This window comes from Marivirga sericea (assembly GCF_900177665.1).
In the GTDB taxonomy this organism is placed as follows: Bacteria; Bacteroidota; Bacteroidia; order Cytophagales; family Cyclobacteriaceae; genus Marivirga; species Marivirga sericea.
The window spans coordinates 105,794-125,210 of sequence record NZ_FXAW01000004.1 but is presented as its reverse complement, the minus strand read 5'-3'; the positions used below and the strand labels follow the sequence as shown (position 1 = coordinate 125,210).

General features: G+C 34.6%; 18 protein-coding genes. 9 read left to right on the top strand and 9 right to left on the bottom strand.

The window, feature by feature from the left end; genetic code table 11:
* The first annotated feature begins 105 nt into the window (after window positions 1-105).
* Together B9Y84_RS10430 and B9Y84_RS10425 are read left to right on the top strand one after the other, a co-directional pair.
* Window positions 106-363: a DUF6364 family protein gene (locus B9Y84_RS10430; protein ID WP_085517044.1), complete on the top strand. Its 258-nt coding sequence runs from the start codon at window positions 106-108 to the stop codon at window positions 361-363.
* Entirely contained in the window at window positions 360-773 is a 414-nt protein-coding gene (locus B9Y84_RS10425) for a type II toxin-antitoxin system VapC family toxin (RefSeq protein WP_085517043.1), read from the top strand. Before B9Y84_RS10430 ends, B9Y84_RS10425 begins: the two co-directional genes overlap by 4 nt.
* On the opposite strand, the gene B9Y84_RS10420 is transcribed toward B9Y84_RS10425, so the two are convergent.
* The 5 genes from B9Y84_RS10420 to B9Y84_RS10400 all read right to left on the bottom strand — a co-directional run bounded on the left by B9Y84_RS10420 (window position 774) and on the right by B9Y84_RS10400 (window position 7,894).
* On the bottom strand, window positions 774-2,954 hold the full coding sequence (locus tag B9Y84_RS10420; RefSeq protein WP_085517042.1) for a GAF domain-containing protein: 2,181 nt from the start codon (window positions 2,952-2,954) through the stop codon (window positions 774-776). It lies immediately after the preceding gene.
* 149 nt (window positions 2,955-3,103) lie between these two features.
* Window positions 3,104-3,472 (bottom strand): CoA-binding protein, encoded by a 369-nt coding sequence (locus B9Y84_RS10415; protein WP_085517041.1) that lies wholly within the window; start codon window positions 3,470-3,472, stop codon window positions 3,104-3,106.
* Window positions 3,469-5,043: an NAD(P)/FAD-dependent oxidoreductase gene (locus tag B9Y84_RS10410; protein ID WP_085517040.1), complete on the bottom strand. Its 1,575-nt coding sequence runs from the start codon at window positions 5,041-5,043 to the stop codon at window positions 3,469-3,471. The genes B9Y84_RS10415 and B9Y84_RS10410 overlap by 4 nt, the downstream gene beginning before the upstream one ends.
* An 18-nt stretch (window positions 5,044-5,061) precedes the next feature.
* Complete coding sequence (locus B9Y84_RS10405) at window positions 5,062-6,897, bottom strand: toxin-antitoxin system YwqK family antitoxin (RefSeq protein ID WP_085517039.1); 1,836 nt, start codon at window positions 6,895-6,897, stop codon at window positions 5,062-5,064.
* A gap of 1 nt (window position 6,898) precedes the next feature.
* The gene (locus tag B9Y84_RS10400) at window positions 6,899-7,894 is read right to left on the bottom strand and encodes a tryptophan 2,3-dioxygenase family protein (protein WP_085517038.1); all 996 of its coding nucleotides are present in this window, start codon (window positions 7,892-7,894) and stop codon (window positions 6,899-6,901) included.
* 222 nt (window positions 7,895-8,116) lie between these two features.
* Here B9Y84_RS10400 and B9Y84_RS10395 point away from each other — a divergent pair, with 222 nt between their 5' ends.
* The 3 genes from B9Y84_RS10395 (at window position 8,117) to B9Y84_RS10385 (ending at window position 10,882) form a co-directional block, all read left to right on the top strand.
* Window positions 8,117-9,304, top strand: coding sequence for an acyl-CoA dehydrogenase family protein (locus B9Y84_RS10395; RefSeq protein ID WP_085517037.1), 1,188 nt, complete (start codon window positions 8,117-8,119; stop codon window positions 9,302-9,304).
* A 26-nt stretch (window positions 9,305-9,330) separates the two neighbouring features.
* A complete protein-coding gene (locus B9Y84_RS10390; protein WP_085517036.1) occupies window positions 9,331-9,618 on the top strand; it encodes a sll1863 family stress response protein in 288 nt (95 codons plus the stop codon).
* A 187-nt stretch (window positions 9,619-9,805) separates the two neighbouring features.
* Complete coding sequence (locus tag B9Y84_RS10385) at window positions 9,806-10,882, top strand: mechanosensitive ion channel family protein (protein WP_085517035.1); 1,077 nt, start codon at window positions 9,806-9,808, stop codon at window positions 10,880-10,882.
* Here B9Y84_RS10385 and B9Y84_RS10380 read toward each other — a convergent pair.
* Together B9Y84_RS10380 and B9Y84_RS10375 are read right to left on the bottom strand one after the other, a co-directional pair.
* Window positions 10,858-13,131 carry a patatin-like phospholipase family protein gene (locus tag B9Y84_RS10380; protein WP_085517034.1) on the bottom strand — a complete coding sequence of 758 codons (2,274 nt, stop codon included), beginning with the start codon at window positions 13,129-13,131 and terminating at the stop codon, window positions 10,858-10,860. The two genes, B9Y84_RS10385 and B9Y84_RS10380, sit on opposite strands and share 25 nt — an antisense overlap.
* A 30-nt stretch (window positions 13,132-13,161) precedes the next feature.
* On the bottom strand, window positions 13,162-13,809 hold the full coding sequence (locus tag B9Y84_RS10375; protein WP_085517033.1) for a response regulator transcription factor: 648 nt from the start codon (window positions 13,807-13,809) through the stop codon (window positions 13,162-13,164).
* A 44-nt stretch (window positions 13,810-13,853) separates the two neighbouring features.
* Here B9Y84_RS10375 and B9Y84_RS10370 point away from each other — a divergent pair, with 44 nt between their 5' ends.
* Both B9Y84_RS10370 and B9Y84_RS10365 read left to right on the top strand, forming a co-directional pair.
* A complete protein-coding gene (locus B9Y84_RS10370) occupies window positions 13,854-15,323 on the top strand; it encodes a response regulator (RefSeq protein WP_085517032.1) in 1,470 nt (489 codons plus the stop codon).
* Between the two features lie 74 nt (window positions 15,324-15,397).
* Window positions 15,398-15,685 carry a sll1863 family stress response protein gene (locus tag B9Y84_RS10365; RefSeq protein WP_085517031.1) on the top strand — a complete coding sequence of 96 codons (288 nt, stop codon included), beginning with the start codon at window positions 15,398-15,400 and terminating at the stop codon, window positions 15,683-15,685.
* A gap of 99 nt (window positions 15,686-15,784) precedes the next feature.
* Here B9Y84_RS10365 and pyk read toward each other — a convergent pair whose 3' ends face one another.
* Entirely contained in the window at window positions 15,785-17,221 is a 1,437-nt protein-coding gene (gene pyk, locus B9Y84_RS10360) for a pyruvate kinase (RefSeq protein WP_085517030.1), read from the bottom strand.
* A 99-nt stretch (window positions 17,222-17,320) separates the two neighbouring features.
* A complete protein-coding gene (locus B9Y84_RS10355) occupies window positions 17,321-17,746 on the bottom strand; it encodes an IPExxxVDY family protein (RefSeq protein WP_085517029.1) in 426 nt (141 codons plus the stop codon).
* Window positions 17,747-17,901: 155 nt separating this feature from the next.
* Here B9Y84_RS10355 and B9Y84_RS10350 point away from each other — a divergent pair, with 155 nt between their 5' ends.
* Both B9Y84_RS10350 and fabF read left to right on the top strand, forming a co-directional pair.
* On the top strand, window positions 17,902-18,138 hold the full coding sequence (locus B9Y84_RS10350; protein ID WP_013453317.1) for an acyl carrier protein: 237 nt from the start codon (window positions 17,902-17,904) through the stop codon (window positions 18,136-18,138).
* Window positions 18,139-18,160: 22 nt separating this feature from the next.
* Window positions 18,161-19,411, top strand: a complete 1,251-nt coding sequence (gene fabF, locus B9Y84_RS10345) for a beta-ketoacyl-ACP synthase II (protein WP_085517028.1) — start codon at window positions 18,161-18,163, stop codon at window positions 19,409-19,411.
* Window positions 19,412-19,417 lie beyond the last annotated feature (6 nt).

The following is a 19,417-nucleotide window of genomic DNA, read 5'->3' as shown; positions in this document are numbered from 1 at the left end:
ACATATACAAAAATCATTGCAGGGTGGATTCAATAGAATTTCAACAATCATTTGTTTTATACGTATAGAAATTATAAGTTAGTGGTATAATAAAATAAAGGGGATATGGACACTAAAGTTACTTTATCTTTTAATGAAGAAATTATTGGCAAGGCAAAGCAATTTGCGGAGCAAAATAATATCAGTTTATCTCGCCTTACGGAGTTTCTTTACAAGCAAATGACCACGGGCGAATATAAATCATTAGATGAATTACCAGTTGCTGATTGGGTGAATCAAGTAGCGGAAGGAAAGGCTGAATATCACACCAAAGCTCGTAAAAGAAAAGATATGAAGGCAGAATATTTATCTTCCAAAAAATGAAAGTCTTTTTGGATGCCAATATTCTTGTGTCTGTTCTCAATAAAGAATATCCTCTTTTTAACTATAGTGCTAGAATCTTAAGTTTAGTAGGTCAATCTAAATTTGAATTTTATACTTCTCCAATTTGTTTAGCTATTGCTTTTTTCTTTGCTTCCAAGAAAGTGAATGAGGAAAAAGCTAAAGAGAAAATCGCCTTCTTATGCCAGCACATTAAAATTGCAGACGCTGATCAAGATGGAGTTAAAAAAGCATTAACTAATAAAAAAATCCATGATTTGGAAGATGGTTTTGAATATTATGCAGCCGAACGAGTTGGGTGCAAAGTTATCCTGACTGAAGATAAAGATGACTTTTACTTTAGTGAAATAGAAGTCTTAAATTCCAGTGAATTTATTGCTCAGAAAGTGTAATTATTTAGCTTGAAACAGATGTTTCAGGACTCTTTTCCCAAACTCTGCATCTTTTTTATTGAAAAGTACTGCATGATAAATTTCTCCTTTATTTTCTATTTGAGTAATCACAAATCTTGAATCAAAAATATTGCCGAATTTGTCCATTATTTTGGCCTCATGTCTTTCAGAAATTCCTGTCAAAATGAAGTTTGGATCATTTTGTAAGCCCTCTATATTCTTCTTTAAGGAGGTCTTGAAAATCAATTCTGGATGGTTTCCTAACAAATCATTTTGATTGTATTGAAGCTCATCCATTAAATAATCATTAGAAGCTTCTATTTGATAATCTTTATTGATAAACAGCATTCCTTCATAAAGTTTTCCTAAAAGACTATTCATCATATTGAGTTGCATGTCTTTGAAATTTATAGTCTCATTTAATGATTTTTGGTTTATGCTCATCTCTTCCTGAGTGGCTTGTAGTTCTTCCATATTTTGACGCATTTCCTCTTCTTGTGCACGCATTTGCTCTGTCATTTCTTGTGATTGCTCTAATAATTTTTGCGTTTGCTCCTGCATTTTTATGGATTCGATTACACTTCCCAATCGGTTGACTAATTCCAGTAAAAATTTTTGTTCATGCTTTTCGAATACTTGAAATGAAGCTAATTCTATTACGCCTACTATCTGATTATCAGTTTTAAGTGGCAAAATCATAATCGATTTTGGAGGCGCATCCCCTAATCCTGATGTGATATTAATATAAGAATTTGGAACTTCAGTCATGTAGATATATTCACCTTCTAGCCACGTTTGTCCGATTAGGCCTTCTCCCTTTTCCACTTTTTTATGGATATATTTCTTTTTATTAAAGGCATAACATGCTTTTAATTCCATATATACTTGTTCTTTTTTATCATGTAGAATAAAGAAAGCTCCCTGATTGGCATTTACATATTTTACGATTTCACGGATTATTGAATCGGCAAATTCACTCAAATCCGCGTTATTACTCTTCATCAAATCGGAAAAATGGCTCAATCCTTCTATAGCCCAATTTCTAACTTTGTCTTGCTTGGCTTTAAGCTCTAGTGATTCATTTTTGTCTTTAATAAGTTTAAGGTTTTCCCTCAAATTTTCGAGCATAAGGCTGAAATTTTCATTCAAACTGCCAATCTCATCTTTTCCATTATAATTCAATTCTTTTCCTGCACTGCTATCACCTGCTAATACTTTCTTTACAATATCGTCCAACTTTATAATCGGTTTGGAAACGGTTTTTCTTAGATAGTAAACTAAAGCAAAAACGGTTATTAATAATAATAAAAGTGTTATTCCGATTACTAAACTAGCAGTCTGTCGCAATGCTTTATTTTGCTCATTGATTTTTTGATATAATAAAGAAATTTTCGGTTCTGTTTCTTTTTTACTTCGGTTAAGTTGTAAGAATTGCCCTGCTTTCTCGTTCAAGCCAATTGCAATTTCAGTTTGAACAATTTTATCGAAGTGATTTTTGTAAGCTTTAATAGCTTCAATGGTTTTTGTTTTATAAACCTCAGTCATGTGGGGAAAATGCTGAACATTTGCATTTTTGATAAATTCAATAAATTCATCGGCAGTATTATGTAATTTATCTGTATATGACATATCTTTTCGCAGTGCGAAATCTTTTTCATGTCTCCTTAGGCTGAAGGCAAATACTTTTTCCTCTGCAGATTCGCATTTTTGAAGATCGTGAACATAACTTCTCATTTCCCCTTCAAGGCCGTGGTCTTTAAAACCACGAACAAAAAGTAATTTTCGCAACTCCTCAAATGATTTTTTGTAGCTGGTAATGGAGATTAGAATTGAACTGAATTCGCTAGACAGGTTTTTATTTTCAATAAATTCAGTTGTGGTTTTATCTTCTAAAGACTTTGCCACTTCATCAATTTTAGTAAGAAACTGTTGGGTAAGGTTACTTTGCCCATCTTCTAAAAAGTCAATTTTTTTCCAGCCAAATATGAGGAAATCTTGCTCGATTTTTTGCGCATTATCAAAACGCATCATGGATTCAGCCACATCAGATTTTATTTGCTGATATTTATCTACTTGACTCCACAGATAGCCTACCACTATTCCTCCGATTAGCATCATGAACAACAATAAAGAAAAGGAAAGAATAAATTTTTTACGAATAGCTAAGTCTCTTATCTTCATTTATTAGAATTTTAAAACGAAGATAGTGGTCAGGGGAAGATAAGCTGTTAAGTATAAAAAAAGGCTTTATTATGATTTAATTACCATTCTAGCTAAAAAATATTGATAATTTAATTTACTAGAAATAGTCTAATTACTTCTCTCTTTAATTAATATACCCCACTTCCTAGCATTACTAAAGTACATGCATATTCTGTTTCTATTCCTCTTTCATTAGCTAAATTTACCAATTCAGGGTTTTCCGTTCCAGGATTGAATATGATTCTTTTGGGATTAAGAGTGAGTAAATAATCATAATATTCAGGTTGATGCCTGGCGCCTAAATAAAGTGTAATAGTGTCAACATCTTTAACTTTTGGAGATTCTCGGATATCCAAAATTTCTTCGCCAAATACTTCTCCTTTTTTTATTCCAACGGGTACAATTTCGTGCCCTGCATTGGTTAATCTATCCGCTGCGAAATATGCATATCTTGATGGATTGGTAGTAGCTCCTATAATGACTGTTTTCTTACTCATTTTTTATTCTGATAAATTTCAACAACTTTTTCTGCACATCTTTCTCCATCCATGGCGGCAGAAACAATTCCACCGGCATAACCCGCTCCTTCTCCACAAGGGAAAAGCCTTTTAGTTTCGGAATGTTCTAACGTTTCTTTGTCTCTAGGGATACGAACAGGAGAGGAGGTTCTGCTCTCAACTCCAACAATAACAGCATCATTTGTGAAATAACCGTTCATTTTTTTACCAAATGCTTTGAAGGCAGTTTTCAATCTTTCTGTTATGAATGGAGGAAGGACTTCATCCATCCGAGCGGAAAATAAGCCAGGTTGATAGGAAGTATCTGGTAGATCATGGCTTATCTTTCCCTGTGTAAAATCAATTAATCTTTGGGCAGGAGCACTTTGGCTATTTCCAGCAATTTTACAGGCATTTTGTTCAATGACTTTTTGTAGTTCTAAGCCTTTTAAAGGACCATATTCTTCAAAATCTTGCATATCCTCCAATTCAATGGCAACCACAATTCCAGAATTAGCAAAGCGCGAATCTCTTCTTGAAGGGCTCATGCCATTGACTACTATTTCTCCGCTTTCAGTGGCTGCTGGAACTATAAATCCACCTGGGCACATGCAAAATGAGAATACACCTCTTTGCTTATTTTCAAAATAGGTTTGATGAACTAGCGCATAGGAGGAGGCGGGCAAATAAGGCCCTCTTTCTTCGCATTTGTATTGAATTTTATCAATGATTTGTTGTGGATGCTCAACACGCACTCCTAAGGCAAAGGGCTTAGCTTCTATGAGAATTTTATTTTCATGCAATAAACGAAAAATATCTCTGGCGGAATGACCTGTGGCCAAAATGAAAGCATCTGCTTTAAATTCATTTCCATTGGCTGTGGTAACGGATTTAAGCTCATGTTCTTCTACCTTAAATCCTGTTACTTTTGTGTCAAAATGCACTTCGCCTCCATGAGCTAAAATACTTTCTCTAATTTCTTGAATGATTTTAGGCAATTTATTGGTGCCAATATGGGGGTGAGCATCTATCATGATGTCGTCCTTAGCGCCATGGGCCACCAAAATTTCCAAAATTCTATAGATATCTCCTCTTTTTTTCGAACGAGTGTAAAGCTTTCCGTCTGAGTATGTACCTGCCCCCCCCTCGCCAAAGCAATAATTGCTTTCAGGATTTACAATATGTTTTTTATTGATGTCGGCTAGGTCCCGCCTTCTGCCTCGAACGTCTTTTCCCCTCTCTAAGATAATGGGTTTCCACCCCAACTCAATAAGTCGAAGCGCTGCAAACAGTCCTGCAGGACCTGCGCCAATAATTATAGCAGATTGTTGCGCATTGTGTACGCTGGGTAGGTTTTTAATTTTATAATTTATCCTGTCTGGCAGTGGATCTCCTTCTGCAATGTCTACTTTGATGCGGACTTTAATTTCTTTGGAGCGAGCATCTATGGATCGTTTGGCAATTCTAAAATCTTGATGAGGTTTTAAACCCAGTTTTTTTTCAATAAGGGCTAAAACTTCTTCTTCGTTGAAAGCCTCTTCTGGCTTTAAAACTACTTCTTTTTCTATCATTATTATTAAATCTTAATACTATGGGTTTAAGGTTTTTACATTTTTCAGCTTAAAAACATAGCCAAATGAAAGCCCTACAATGGGTTGAACTCTGAATGGGTTGTTTATTAAATCATCAAAGATTTCATTTCTTTCTCCCTCGTTTTTTACTGCACCATAAAAGTAATAGTTAAAATTGATACCGAGGTTGATGTCAAAAGTGAAGCCATTATCGTTCAGATTTTGTAGGATCCTGCTACCTACTAATAAACCATAACGGACACCTTGCCCGTTCATTTTTGCCGAAACTACTTCGTTTTGATTATTATCTTCGTAATACTTAAATCTATCTACGTTTGTATAAGAAATGGAGTGGCCAAAATAAGGCATCCCTACTTTAGTGTCTTTATGATAGAATCTTTGTCTGAAACTAAATCCAAAACCTTCGAAAAAATTATCTCCTGCTCTAAGATTAAGGGAATTGGCGAAGAAGGGATTACGAAATGTGTGATATAGTAACTCATAGCCGATTCGCTGTTGGATATTATGCTCTAAAGAAACCTGTAAATCACCAAAAAGCATGTTGAATGGATTAGCTTGAAGTATTAAAGTAGGGAAGTCATTGTTTCTAGATTTGAAATAAGATGAGCTTTTTGATTTATATCGATAGTCAGGCTTATTATATTGTTGATTTTCATTGGTCTTATTATTGGGGTTTTTAGCAGTTCTTAAAAGTGGCTCATAGTCTTCATATATTGGTTTATAGTAACCTGCTACGTCTCCTTCGTGATCATATAGTTCCCAAGTTCCAGTTTTGACTCCATCTTCAATAGTACCCAACATCTTTTTATCACCATTTCGATAAAAACCTGTGAATTGTCCTTTCCCTTTTTGAAAGTCCGCTTCGCCTTCCTTTTCGCCTGATTCATAAAAATATTCCCAACGCCCTTCACTTTTCCCATCGACCACTGCTCCTTTTACCTTCAGTTTACCACTTTCATAAAACTCTTTGTATTCTCCGCTGCCTGCATCATACACCCCTTCTCCTTTTAGTTGACCATCTTCAAAATAGAGTTTCCAATAGCCTTCCTTTTTTCCTTCCCTCTCAGCACCCTCAGCACTTACTTGACCATTCGGATGATAGTAAACCCATTTTCCGTGATTTAAATTATGAAGGTATTTTCCTTCTCCTGAAATATTGCCATCTTCATAAAAGTAAACCCAATTACCTTCCTTAGCCCCTTCAGAATATTGTCCTTTTGATTTTATTGCACCTGATTGATAATAATTCTTCCATAGGCTATCACTCTTTTCATCTTTAATGAAACCTTCTGATCTTAAATTTCCATTAGAATAAAACTCTTTATATACCCCATCACCATTTTTGTAAATCGCTTTTGCTTTTAAATCACCATTTTCTGAATAATAGGTCCATAAACCGCTTTTTAAATCATCAACATATTCCCCATCACTTTTAAGAACTCCTGTTTCGAAAAAATATTTCCAATTTCCTTGTCGTAAGCCTTCATATATTTTTCCCTCCATTCTGAGTTCACCATTCTCAAAATAGTATGACCATAATCCATGATTTGAATTATCTTTCAGCTGTCCTTGCATTTTTAGCTTTCCTGTTTCATAATAATATTTCCATTGGCCGTAGGTTTCATCATTCACATATTGTCCCTTACTTTTCAGCTCGCCTGAAATGTAATACGATTCGTAAGTTCCATATAGAATACTAGGATCTAGATCTTTAACAAAGTATCGTTCTTTGAGATGATTCCGTTCATCGTCATAATAGACTTTTACTTCTTTGCCTTGAGCAGATAATACCACAGGCAATAGAATCAATATGATGCTTAATACAGTTTTCATTTTATTCTTCTCCAAAAACTTCTTTCACAACCCAACCTTTTCCCCAGTCATTTTTTTCTTTATCTGACCATAATTCAGGGAAAAATATACGTTTTTGAAATCTTGGTGGCAAATATTGTTGCCAATTGGTTCCACCGGTGGCTACTACATCTTTATTATTTTGTTGCAAATATCTAACCGCAGACTTATAATGAACTAAAGGCCAAAAAACATTTACATTTAAGTCGAAATTTCTTAAAGCTTCTTTTAATTCAGAACTATTTTTTGATTCTCGATCAAGTTCCAGATACTTTTGATAGATATTTTTTTGTTCAAAACGCTTAATCCAATTTATAAATTCATTTTTGTATTTCTTTTCGAACTGTTCTAGCGTAAGTGTTTTTTGCCCTGTTTCTACTTCTGTAGCTCCTTCTTTCCAGTATATATGCTCATATTTTTCTTCTATCGAGGCATTCAGGCAGTCATTTATTTTTTCTTTTCTTACCAATTGAATCAAAGGCGTAGCAGCAAATTCTATCAATCTGTATTGTGCAGATTGAAAACCACTTGCAGGCAATAATGCCATCCTAAACCTTTGAAATTGTTCCTTTTCCATCCCTTGGACCATAATATCGAAAGAATGTGTTAAAGTTTCGAAATACCGGTTCATTCTTCCTAGCCTCTTAATGAAAAAAGTAACATCTAATTTTTCATTCCAACCTAAATCCTCTCCGTTTTCACCAATAATTTGGCCATTATGTGCAATTTGCTCCATTTCATTTAAACACATCTTGAAATAGAGCTCAGTAATTTGGTGATACATAATAAAGATTTCTTCATCAGGGAAATCAGTCTTAGGCTTTTGCAAAGTCAATAATGTATCAACATTTATGTAATTCCAATAGGTTGTATAATTTGATAAAAGTAAGCCGTCAAGATAAGCTGATAAGTCTTGCCCCATCGACTGATACTTGAGATTCAGTTTTTCTAAACTTTTATTGATGTGTTCTTTGTTCATAGGATAAAATATATTGACTATTGCAAATTTCACCTTTTTTGAAGGTTTCTTGAAAATACTTTTAAATTTGCATCATTCGAATGAGCTTACAAAGCTACAAAAAATAAAAACGACTAATAATGATGAAGTGAGCAGTAAAAATTCAGTGGTGAAAATATAGTGATCACCAATTGAATAGTTATTGCGAATTCCATTTCACACAATAAATTGAAAAATACAGATATGAATAATCAATCAACCGATCGATTTGAGTCACCAGATTTTTACGTACTAGATGGATTGCTTACTGAAGAGCACAAACTAATTCGACAATCTATCAGAGATTTCGTAAAAAAGGAGATCAGCCCGAATATTGAAGAATGGGCTCAGAAAGCCCATTTCCCTTACGAAATCGTGAAGAAATTTGGCGAGGTAGGTGCTTTTGGCCCAACCATCCCCCAAGAATACGGTGGTGGAGGATTAGACTATATTTCTTATGGAATCATAATGCAAGAAATTGAAAGGGGAGATTCTGGCATGCGATCTACCGCTTCTGTTCAAGGTTCCTTGGTGATGTATCCGATATACGCTTTTGGAAATGAAGCTCAACGCAAAAAATATCTACCCAAACTAGCATCTGGGGAGTGGCTAGGAAGTTTTGGGTTAACAGAACCAGATCATGGCTCTAATCCAAGTGGGATGACTACTAACTTTAAAGATAAAGGCGATCACTATCTTTTAAATGGTGCGAAAATGTGGATTTCGAATTCGCCGAAATGTGATGTAGCAGTTGTTTGGGCAAAGGATGAAACGGGAAGAATTCATGGTTTGATAGTAGAAAGAGGAATGGAGGGTTTCACTACTCCTGAAACCCACGGAAAATGGTCATTAAGAGCGAGCACTACTGGAGAACTAGTATTTGATAATGTGAAAGTTCCTAAAGAAAATTTACTAGAAGGTAAATCAGGCTTAGGAGCGCCAATGAAATGTTTAGATTCTGCAAGATTTGGTATTGCTTGGGGTGCTATTGGCGCAGCTATGGACTGCTATGATTCTGCAAGAAGATATTCTTTGGAGCGTATCCAGTTTGGGAAACCGATTGCTTCTTTTCAATTGACACAGAAAAAACTTTCTGAAATGTTAACTGAAATCACCAAGTCTCAATTATTGAATTATAGATTGGCTCAATTGATGGAGGAAGGGAAGGCTACTACTCCTCAGATTTCAATGGCGAAGCGAAATGCAGTAGAAATGGCTCTTAATATAGCGCGCGAAGCCAGACAAATCCACGGCGGCATGGGGATCACAGGAGATTATCCTATGATGCGCCATATGGCAAACCTCGAGTCTGTTGTAACGTATGAAGGAACACATGATATTCATTTGTTAATATTAGGTAAGGAAATTACCGGTATTGCGGCATTTGAATGATTTTTTAATTTAAATTGTATGGATTAATGGGAAAACATGAAGAATTCAAGAACTCTTCCTCGGAGAAAATAAATGAATTGAAAACAGAATTTGAGCTATTAAAAGCTGAAGCAAGAAATTCTCAAGCAGATAGAAAAGAGGAGATTTCAGAAAATTTGGAAAAGTTGGAGAAGCTCCAAAATGAGTTGGAAGAAAAATATAGCAGGGTAGAGAATTTTGGTGATATTGCAGCTCAGGAGCTTAGTGATGCTTTCTTTTCTTCTACGGAAGCTTTTAAAGACATCATACAACAAACAAAAAATAAATTGAAATAAATATTGGAGCCGAGTAAAACTCGGCTTTTTTTAATATTCTAAGATTTCGACATTCCTATAATTTTATAGTTAACTTCAGAGTTGTTTTTCCTCAGGGATTAAAAGATTTCAATTCTAAAAACACTAGTTAACCTCAGGTGAAAGATGGAACGAAAATGTAATTTGCCTAAGAATTTAGAAAAGAAAAATGATTGAGTATTTCAATTCGCTGGGATTAGAACAGCCTTTTTTGCGTCTACTACTGTTTACTTTAATTTCAATTATCATTGGGATTGTAATTCGTTTCGTTTTTTTTAAAGCACTTTTCATTTTGAATAAAAAGGATGATAGGAAGTTTGTAAAGCTATTGGAGAGGCGGTTTACAGGCAGTATCTTTTTATTCATTCCTATGCTAATCATGCATAATATGATTCCTGGTTTTGAATTGAATGAAAATCTAACTGAATGGTTGCTGCTGATATCAGAATCTTTAATTATTGCTTCTTTCACTATTGTAGCAGTTCGATTAGTATATTTTTTACAGGATGTACTGAACCAAAAATTTAATACAGATAGAGCTGATAATATAAAGGAAAGACAAGTCATTACTCAAATTATTTTCATTAGGAAGATCGTTATTTTCCTAATAGTTATGATCGGCTTATGCTTATTTTTATTGCAATTTGATGGTGTGCGTAAATATGGTGCGACATTTTTGACATCAGCAGGAGTGGCAGGTATCATTATAGGTCTAGCAGCCCAAAAAACAATTGGGAACCTACTAGCTGGACTTCAAATCGCTTTTACTCAACCAATTAAAATCGGAGATGCTGTTTTAGTGGAAAATGAATGGGGCTGGATAGAAGAAATAAACTTGACTTATGTTGTGGTTAGAATATGGGATCAGAGGAGATTGGTTTTGCCCATTACTTATTTCACAGAGCAAACATTCCAAAACTGGACTCGAAATTCTGCTGATATCATAGGTAGTGTATTTTTATACACTGATTACACTGTACCGATTGAGGAATTAAGAAAAGAATTTGAATCGATCCTGGGATCTACAGACTTGTGGAATAAAAACTCACAGGTATTGCAAATAACAGATTGTACCGAGAAAGCAATGCAAATTAGACTACTAATGTCAGCAAAAGATTCGCCAACTGCTTGGGATTTGCGTTGCTTGGTTAGGGAAAAAATGTTAGTATTCATTCAAGAAAAGTATCCAAATGCTTTACCTAAAACAAGATTAGAAATGAATCAATCATCTGATTCTAATGCTTGATTAAGCCATTTAAGCGTTTTTTGATTTTCTATGCTATGTATAGCATTTTTTATATTTGATTTTTCTCTTCCAGTAAGTCTCCAGTTTAATGATGCTCTTTCTTCAATATGTTTCATATTGTCAAGACTGTCGCCTGAGAAATGAACGCCTGCATCGTAAGTAAGCATTGCGTGAACTAATTGTCCTTGGAACCATTCTGTGGCATATTCTATCAACAAGTCATTTCTGGTATCTTGAACATTCGACCAATTATTATAAATATTGCTTATAGGCGTGGATAGTTTTTCTAAAATGGAAAGATTTTGACTTTTTTCTATTATTGCGGCTTTTTTTGAATCTCGAACTGTCAAAATAATAACCCCTGAAGTATTGTTTGCAATCCAATCCTTAAAATTATACAGAAATAGTACGGCATCACTCACTCCGAAATTATCCGCTAAACCAGCATCCATTATTTCAAGACTAGGTTCGCTCGGAAGATTAACATTTGGAGTAATGTAAGGAAAAGATGCACTCATTCTTAGCGCAGTTAAAAAGCTTAAGTTCTCTGCATTTTGATTTTTGAACATTCTCAAGAAATCTATACTTCTGTTGTCCATCAGTGTGTTCAAAGAATCGTTTGCACTTAATGCACTTGACATGTATGAAGTACTATTTGGAGTGATGTATAGCTTTCTGCCATCGTTGACGCTAGTCGGTGCTAAGAATAGCATCGGTATTTCGGCAGTTAGTTCTGCTTGCTTATAATCAAAGAGCTTTTTATCAAGAACGCCATCCAAGTTTCTATTGAGCTTTTGTTCAAAAGCATATCCTCGATCTTTTGGGTAGCGATACCCACCGTAATCAAAAGATTGATAGCGAAAAAAAATATCATTGGTCAATAAGCTAAATATTATTGGGTTTAATGCTTCTTTACCAATATTAGAAAGATAATCAGAACTATATGGATTGAGATCACTTCCTTTTTTTTGTCTATACTTTAGTTCTCTATAATATGCAGCACCAATTAAACCACCTGAGGCTCCTGAAATGCTTACGGTATGCTTGAATAGGCTACCATTTGTTATGCTATCAGCATTTTGTAATGCATTCATAGTCCAATATGCTGCACGTTGACCACCACCACTTGCAGTGAGCAAAATCATTTTTGGTTTTTCTTTAAATTGCTTCCTCCAATTTTTAAGAATTTTTAAAGTCGTAGCTTTATCTTCATTTAAAGCTCTAGGATCAGTAACTTTATCTATACTATTTTGATCGTAATTGACTGGAGCTATTTCATAATTCAAGCCGTGTGCAAAATGTGTTTTACTTAAAAAATCAAGAGTGGTAAGATAATTTATTAAGAAGAAAATAACAATTGCTCCCGTTATCGCCCAAGAGCGAAACCAGAATGTAATGGCTCCGATGGCCATCAGAATTATACTTAAAAAAAGTATTGCACTTGCAGCAGCTGGGATTTGGAAGTAAGGATAATCTCTGAATGCACCTAAAATCAATATGATTACAAAAATAAAGATTTCAGCAATCACTGTGTTTAGGTGGTTTTGATCAAAAATACTAGTGATCACATTGAACACTTTTTGATTGCTGTTTTGACTGACTTTAATCCATCTAAATTTTAAGTCAAAGTAGCCTATTACGTCTGCCTGTTTTCTTTTTAAATCCTTATGATACTTTAAAGCAGCTATCCTACCAATTTTTAGTTTTTTGATTCGCTGTTCCACTCGCTCGGCCATCACTTCTCTAAAGTCTTTATTTGTAAACCAAAAGTAAAGTTGTAAGATAAATATCGAAATGAAAACACCTGCAGGTAGTGCTGAGGCTAACCATAAAGCGTGACGAAATTCCATAAACTCATAAATCATTTGATAATGAATGATTTGAATGATGTAGTTTATCAAGAAAGCTAATGGGATAACCGAATTATTTAACGAAAATTTAGAAAAAGGCTTTTTGATGGTCCCGATAAAATTAAATTTATAACCATCTAAAATATAAGAGGCAATATTAAAAGCGACAATTAAGCCGCCTAATGTAAGTCCAACAATAAAATAGCTTTGAAAGCTAACCTTATTTAAATATTCTGGAGACAAAAAGAGATAAGGGATGCCTAAACCTCTAGCGAAACCACCATTGATTATAGAAAACAATAATACCCAGCATAAAAGCAATAATTGGTTCTTTTTAAAATGATTAAGAACTAATTGTATTGGAAATGAATAGATAATTGGGCGGATAAATTTCTTCATATAGGCTTCATTTCCATTGTTTCTGTTACCTTATAAATCTTCAAATAAAAAATTATTGATAGCATATTTGACCAATCCAGCCAAAGTTTTAGAGCCTGTTTTTTCCATCAAATTTCTTTTATGTGCTTCTACTGTTCTAATGCTGATGAATAATTTGTCAGCAATTTCTTGATTGCTTAACTCATCAATAATTAATCGTAGGACCTCTTTTTCTCGTTTAGAAATAGCCACCACATCAGAATCTTGCTTTTTCTTACTCATAAAGTCCATAATAGCTTTAGTTGCCTCTTGAGCATAATAAGATTCACCTTTGTAAACCGCTTTGACAGCTTCTACGATTTCTTTTTCTCGTGCATTTTTCAACAAATATCCCGATGCCCCTGCTTGTAACATTTGTTTCACGTATTGACTATCTTTAATCATAGTGAGTGCAATGATTTTAATAGCAGGATATTTCTTATTGACTTCCGTGGCCAATTCGACTCCATTCATTTCGGGCATACTGATATCCGTCAGCATAATATCGACTGCGTCAGGGTTGTTGTCTAAAAAAATTAAGGCTTGTTTTCCGTCACTTGCTTCCCCAGCAATTATGATCTCATGGCCATCTTTTTCTAGATAAAACCTTATACCATCCCTAATTAATCTGTGGTCATCTACTAGCAAAACTTTTATCATTTCGAAATATAATAATAACTTTATAAAACTGTAAAATTTGACCTATGGAAGATAGTGAAAATATAAAGCCTAAGGTATTCTATTTGGACGATGATGAAATTAATCTTGCAATTCTAGAGGCCAATCTGGAAGAATATTATGAAATATTGGGTTTTAATGATCCTAATGAAGCTATCGGCTACCTTAAAAATTATGAAGTCGATGTTATATTAACTGATCAAATCATGCCCGTCATGGACGGTATAGAGTTTTTGCAGGCTATAGAAAATATTCAACCGAAAGTAGCGCGGATTCTATTAACTGGGGTAGTGAACCAAGAAGTCATGCTGCAGGCTATCAATAAAATTAATATTTATCGCTTTCACGAAAAGTCAGATAATTTTGATGGGCTTAAATTTGATATTGATAATGCATATCACATGGTGAAGGCATTAAGGGAGAAAGATTTTTATTTCAAGCAGCTTCAAGAAACGTCAGAAAAGCTAAAAATTATTACTGACAACGTTCCAGCCCAAATTGTTCATACGGATATGGAGGGTATTATTCTGGAGATTAATCAAGATAGTAATGGGTTAACAATGAGGCATATCGGTCAGAGTATTACCAATTTCCTTCCTGAAGACGAGCTGAAGAAGTTTCTGGCCACTATGAGCAAAGTGACCGCTACCAAGAAGAACCATAATGTGATTACACGAGCATTTAATTTTTACGAAAATTTTCAATGGTTTTCAACGGTTATTGGCCCTTTGCATTCTAAAGGAAAGCAAAGCGGGTTTTTAATGGTAAGCCAGGATATCACTGATAGAGTCAACTATGAGGAAAAAATTATGTCAGCTGTAATTGAAGCAGAAGATAGACAGAAAAGTAAGATCGCACGAGATATTCATGATGGCTTGCAGCAGACATTGACTATTGCGCTAATGAATTTTGAATCCTTAGTAAAAGGGTCGATTCAGTCTACAGGTACTGAGTCTATTCAGATTACTGAAAAAGAGCGAGAGAAATTTGGTAAAGGAATTGATTTCCTACGAAAAGGATTACAAGAGACAAGAGGTATAGCCTATGAGCTAATCCCTAAGTCAGTAGAAGACTTTGGGTTTTTAGAAACTATTCAGGATTTGCTGGATGAATTCAATACAACTTTTGAAACTACTGATTTTAATTTTTACACCAATGTAAAACAAAGAATTACGGATCTTAATATTGAATACAATCTATTCAGAATTACTCAAGAAGCGTTAAATAATATCATTAAATATGCTGAAGCTACTGAAGTTTTTGTGCAATTAACATATCATGATAATTTACTGCAGCTCACCATAGAAGACAATGGTAAAGGATTTGATGTGGAGGAAAAATTAAATGCTGATTCAAGTTTTGGATTATTTAACATGAATAAAAGAGCTGAAAGTCTTTCAGGACGAATGACTATTGAATCAAAAGAAGGTACTTTGATTTTTGTTGAGATTCCGCTTAAGAAGATAGTTTCATCTGACAAAACTAAGTCGAAATAATATAGAAATGTAACAATATTTATTCTAAGGGGTTAAATATTATATACTTTTTTAACTAAAACAATTAACTCATTATGGATACTAAAGATGCTTTAAAACAAAAAATTGTTTCGCAGTATGATGAATGGAAAGCGGATTTCGAAAAATTGAAAGCTGAAACGAAAGGCGCTTATGCAGAGGGTCAGTTGGAAGGTAGTCAAGAGGCCCAAGAGCTAGAATCAAAAATGGAGGAGGCTCAAGCCTTTATAAATAGAATTGAAAACGCGAATGAGGAAGATATAGAAGATTTAAAGTCAAAGGCAGAAAATCAACTAGATGGATTGAAAAGTGCGTTTAAAAATCTTAAGAACAAATTCAACTAAGTTGAGCTTTTGATAGAAAATTTCATTCCTTAGTAGGATAAATCAAAAATAGCCGTCAAAATCATTCATTTGACGGCTATTTTTTTGAGAAACCTCTTTTTATTTCACCTCGGTTACTTTCAACATATTAGTTCGGTTTCTGTCCTTTATTGGCATGCTAGCCATTAAAATAATGATATCTCCGCTTTGAACATGGTTATCTTTCTTCAATGTTTTTTCGATATCTTGAAAGGTTTTATCAGTACTTTCGTAGTTTTCATAAATATAACCTCTTACACCCCATACTAAATTGATGGTTTCTAACAAATCATGGTTAGGTGTAAAAATAAATATGCCCGCTTTAGGTCTGTGGCTTGCTAATCGATAGGCGGTGTAACCAGATTTAGTCATGCCTACTATCGCCTTTGCATTTGTTTCTTCAGCTAGTTTACATGCTGTTTGAACCAAATTATCACTATTGAATGTGATTGACTCTCGTGTAACATGACCATATCTGTGATAGATAGAATCGTGCTTTTCAATACTCGCAATGGTATTGGACATACTCATAACAGACTCCACAGGATAATGTCCTGCAGCTGACTCTGCAGACAGCATTACTGCATCACCACCGTCTAAAATGGCATTAGCTACATCATTGGTCTCTGCTCTTGTTGGTCTTGGATTTTCAATCATACTTTCCATCATTTGCGTAGCCACAATGACAGGTTTGCAAGCATCATTACATTTTCTAATGATCATTTTTTGTGCTAATGGAACATCTTCCATTGGAATTTCAACACCTAAATCACCACGAGCAACCATAACTGCATCAGTGGCAGCAATAATATTGTCAATATCTTTTAATGCTTCTGGCTTCTCTATTTTAGCGACAACCTTACATTCTTTCCCATTGTATTTTATTCGATTTTTTAGATCGATCACATCGGCAGCCGAGCGAACGAACGATAAGGCTATCCAATCAACCTCATTTTTTAACCCAAATTTCAAATCCTCTAAATCTTTCTCAGTTAGACTTGGAGCGGAAACATTTGTGTTAGGTAAATTGATTCCTTTTTTAGATTTCAATTCACCGCCATAAATGATTTTGGTTTTAACTTCCGTTTTATCCGAAGATATCACTTCCAATTGAATGTTACCATCATCAATTAAAATAGTATCTCCTTTTTTAACATCTGAAGGTAAGCCTTGGTAGGTGGTAGAAACTTTTTTAGCGTCACCTACCATTTCCTTTGTAGTAATTATGAATTCATCGCCTTCTACGATTTCAACACTTCCATCTTTTATTTCACCACATCTAATTTTGGGACCTTGTAAATCTTGCAGAATACTGATATTAGTTCCCCATTCTTTATTAATTTCCTCTATGTATTGTAGCGTTTGCTGATGAACGTTATGGTCACCATGAGAGAAGTTGAGTCTAAAAACATCTGCACCCGCTTTTACTAATTTTTGCAGCATCTCTTTAGTGTTGGAAGCTGGGCCAACTGTCGCTACAATCTTTGATTTGTTGAATTTGATGTTTTCTCGTTTCATGTGTAATTCTTTTTCTTTTAAATGTCGCAATTAGTCCCGATTTGATTAGGACAACCGAAAAGGAATGCCTCATCGGCATCATCTTCGGTGAAAGTTTCTTTAAGTCATTAAATTCACAACCGATTTTAAGCGGTTAGCATCTAAAACTTGAATCAAAATTACATTTTTTATTTTACTTAGTGTACTTTTTACATTAAGTATTTCTAATTCTTCGGTATCATCCTTAATTAACAGGAAATAGTCGATATTTTTCATTTCAGGAATGAGGAAAGCTTGGGGAGCATCACTTTCATTTAATTTATTTTTTAACAATTTTATTGATATGTTGTCTGTTTGATGTTGAAAGCAAGATGTATTGAGAAAGTGTCCTTTTTTCAATTCAATAAAGTGATCTTTTACTCTTTTCAATGAAAAATTAGAGCGTTCGTTAATATGCCATGCCATTTGATAATCAGTTAATGAGGAGGAGATGGCCAGCAATTGGAAGTCTACACTGAAAGTATCTTGCCACAATTGTTTATTCATAGTATTAAGTTATAAATATTTCAATTTAATCTAAAACTTGATGGGTAAAGTTAGCCCAGAAAGCAAAATACTTGTACGAAAGGAAAAAAATAGTTTGACATTAATGAGGGAAATACATTTCTTTGCGGAGTATTTAAAACTAAAATTCTAAAATAATGTCTGAAATAGCACAGAAAGTAAAGGCAATTATCATTGACAAACTAGGAGTAGAAGAGTCAGAAGTGACTGCAGAAGCAAGTTTCACCAATGATTTAGGAGCAGATTCACTAGACACAGTGGAGTTGATCATGGAGTTTGAAAAGGAATTCAATATTTCTATTCCGGATGATCAAGCCGAAAACATTGGTACTGTTGGACAGGCCATTTCTTACTTAGAAGAAAACGTAAAATAATTTAATAGCTCAAAATTCATTTATGAATTTAAAAAGGGTAGTTGTAACGGGACTGGGTGCTTTGACACCTATTGGAAATTCTGTCGAAGAATATTGGGAGAACTTAGCTTTAGGTACAAGCGGAGCCGGTCCCATTACTAAATTTGACGCGTCCAAATTTAAGACGCAATTCGCTTGCGAAGTTAAAAACTTTCAAGCTGAAGATTACCTCGATCGAAAAGAAGCTAGAAAAATGGATCCTTTCACTCAGTACGGTATGATTACCGCTGAGCAAGCAATTCAAGATTCTAAGCTTGATCTATCTAAAATTAATTTAGATAGAGCTGGGGTGATTTGGGGCTCAGGAATTGGAGGTATAAAAACTTTTCAAGAAGAGGTTGATAATTTCGTTACAAACGATAGAAATCCTCGATTTAATCCATTTTTCATTCCTAAGATGATATCGGACATTTGTGCTGGTTTAATATCCATTAAATACGGATTTAGAGGGCCAAATTTCGTGACGGTATCAGCTTGCGCTTCTGCTACAAATGCTTTGATTGATGCTTACAATTATATTAGATTAGGAAAAGCAGATGTGTTTATTTCTGGTGGTTCTGAGGCATCCGTAACGGAGTCTGGAATAGGAGGATTCAATGCTATGAAAGCACTATCCGAAAGAAATGATGATTACAGTACAGCATCTCGACCATTTGATAAGGAACGAGACGGCTTCGTCTTAGGAGAAGGCAGTGCTGCTTTGATTTTGGAAGAGTATGACCATGCTGTTGCTAGAGGTGCTAAAATTTATGCTGAAGTTATCGGTGGTGGAATGTCAGCCGATGCTCACCATATGACTGCACCGCACCCCGAAGGTCTAGGAGCTACAAATGTAATGAAGTATGCTTTGGAAGACGCTGAAATTGATGCAACTAGTGTTGATTATATCAATGTACATGGTACTTCAACCCCTTTAGGTGATTTAAGTGAATCCAGAGCAATCAAAAAAGTATTTGGCGATCATGCTTACAACCTTAATATTAGCTCTACCAAATCAATGACTGGTCATTTGTTAGGTGCAGCTGGAGCAATTGAGGCCTTGGCATGTATTTTCGCTCTAGAAAAACAAATGGTTCCTCCAACGATTAACCATTTTACTGATGATGAGGAATTCGATCCAAAATTGAATTTCACATTTAATAAAGCACAAGAAAGAGAAGTGAAAACTGTATTGAGTAATACCTTCGGATTTGGAGGGCACAATACTTCTATCATATTAAGAAAGTTAGATTAATTTCCG

What these genes read in the sequence shown, in the direction of transcription:
- B9Y84_RS10430 (WP_085517044.1), top strand. Translation starts at nt 106, where the DNA reads ATGGACACTAAAGTTACTTTATCTTTTAATGAAGAAATTATTGGCAAG.
- B9Y84_RS10425 (WP_085517043.1), top strand. Translation starts at nt 360, where the DNA reads ATGAAAGTCTTTTTGGATGCCAATATTCTTGTGTCTGTTCTCAATAAA.
- B9Y84_RS10420 (WP_085517042.1), bottom strand. Translation starts at nt 2,954, where the DNA reads ATGAAGATAAGAGACTTAGCTATTCGTAAAAAATTTATTCTTTCCTTT.
- B9Y84_RS10415 (WP_085517041.1), bottom strand. Translation starts at nt 3,472, where the DNA reads ATGAGTAAGAAAACAGTCATTATAGGAGCTACTACCAATCCATCAAGA.
- B9Y84_RS10410 (WP_085517040.1), bottom strand. Translation starts at nt 5,043, where the DNA reads ATGATAGAAAAAGAAGTAGTTTTAAAGCCAGAAGAGGCTTTCAACGAA.
- B9Y84_RS10405 (WP_085517039.1), bottom strand. Translation starts at nt 6,897, where the DNA reads ATGAAAACTGTATTAAGCATCATATTGATTCTATTGCCTGTGGTATTA.
- B9Y84_RS10400 (WP_085517038.1), bottom strand. Translation starts at nt 7,894, where the DNA reads ATGAACAAAGAACACATCAATAAAAGTTTAGAAAAACTGAATCTCAAG.
- B9Y84_RS10395 (WP_085517037.1), top strand. Translation starts at nt 8,117, where the DNA reads ATGAATAATCAATCAACCGATCGATTTGAGTCACCAGATTTTTACGTA.
- B9Y84_RS10390 (WP_085517036.1), top strand. Translation starts at nt 9,331, where the DNA reads ATGGGAAAACATGAAGAATTCAAGAACTCTTCCTCGGAGAAAATAAAT.
- B9Y84_RS10385 (WP_085517035.1), top strand. Translation starts at nt 9,806, where the DNA reads ATGATTGAGTATTTCAATTCGCTGGGATTAGAACAGCCTTTTTTGCGT.
- B9Y84_RS10380 (WP_085517034.1), bottom strand. Translation starts at nt 13,131, where the DNA reads ATGAAGAAATTTATCCGCCCAATTATCTATTCATTTCCAATACAATTA.
- B9Y84_RS10375 (WP_085517033.1), bottom strand. Translation starts at nt 13,809, where the DNA reads ATGATAAAAGTTTTGCTAGTAGATGACCACAGATTAATTAGGGATGGT.
- B9Y84_RS10370 (WP_085517032.1), top strand. Translation starts at nt 13,854, where the DNA reads ATGGAAGATAGTGAAAATATAAAGCCTAAGGTATTCTATTTGGACGAT.
- B9Y84_RS10365 (WP_085517031.1), top strand. Translation starts at nt 15,398, where the DNA reads ATGGATACTAAAGATGCTTTAAAACAAAAAATTGTTTCGCAGTATGAT.
- pyk (WP_085517030.1), bottom strand. Translation starts at nt 17,221, where the DNA reads ATGAAACGAGAAAACATCAAATTCAACAAATCAAAGATTGTAGCGACA.
- B9Y84_RS10355 (WP_085517029.1), bottom strand. Translation starts at nt 17,746, where the DNA reads ATGAATAAACAATTGTGGCAAGATACTTTCAGTGTAGACTTCCAATTG.
- B9Y84_RS10350 (WP_013453317.1), top strand. Translation starts at nt 17,902, where the DNA reads ATGTCTGAAATAGCACAGAAAGTAAAGGCAATTATCATTGACAAACTA.
- fabF (WP_085517028.1), top strand. Translation starts at nt 18,161, where the DNA reads ATGAATTTAAAAAGGGTAGTTGTAACGGGACTGGGTGCTTTGACACCT.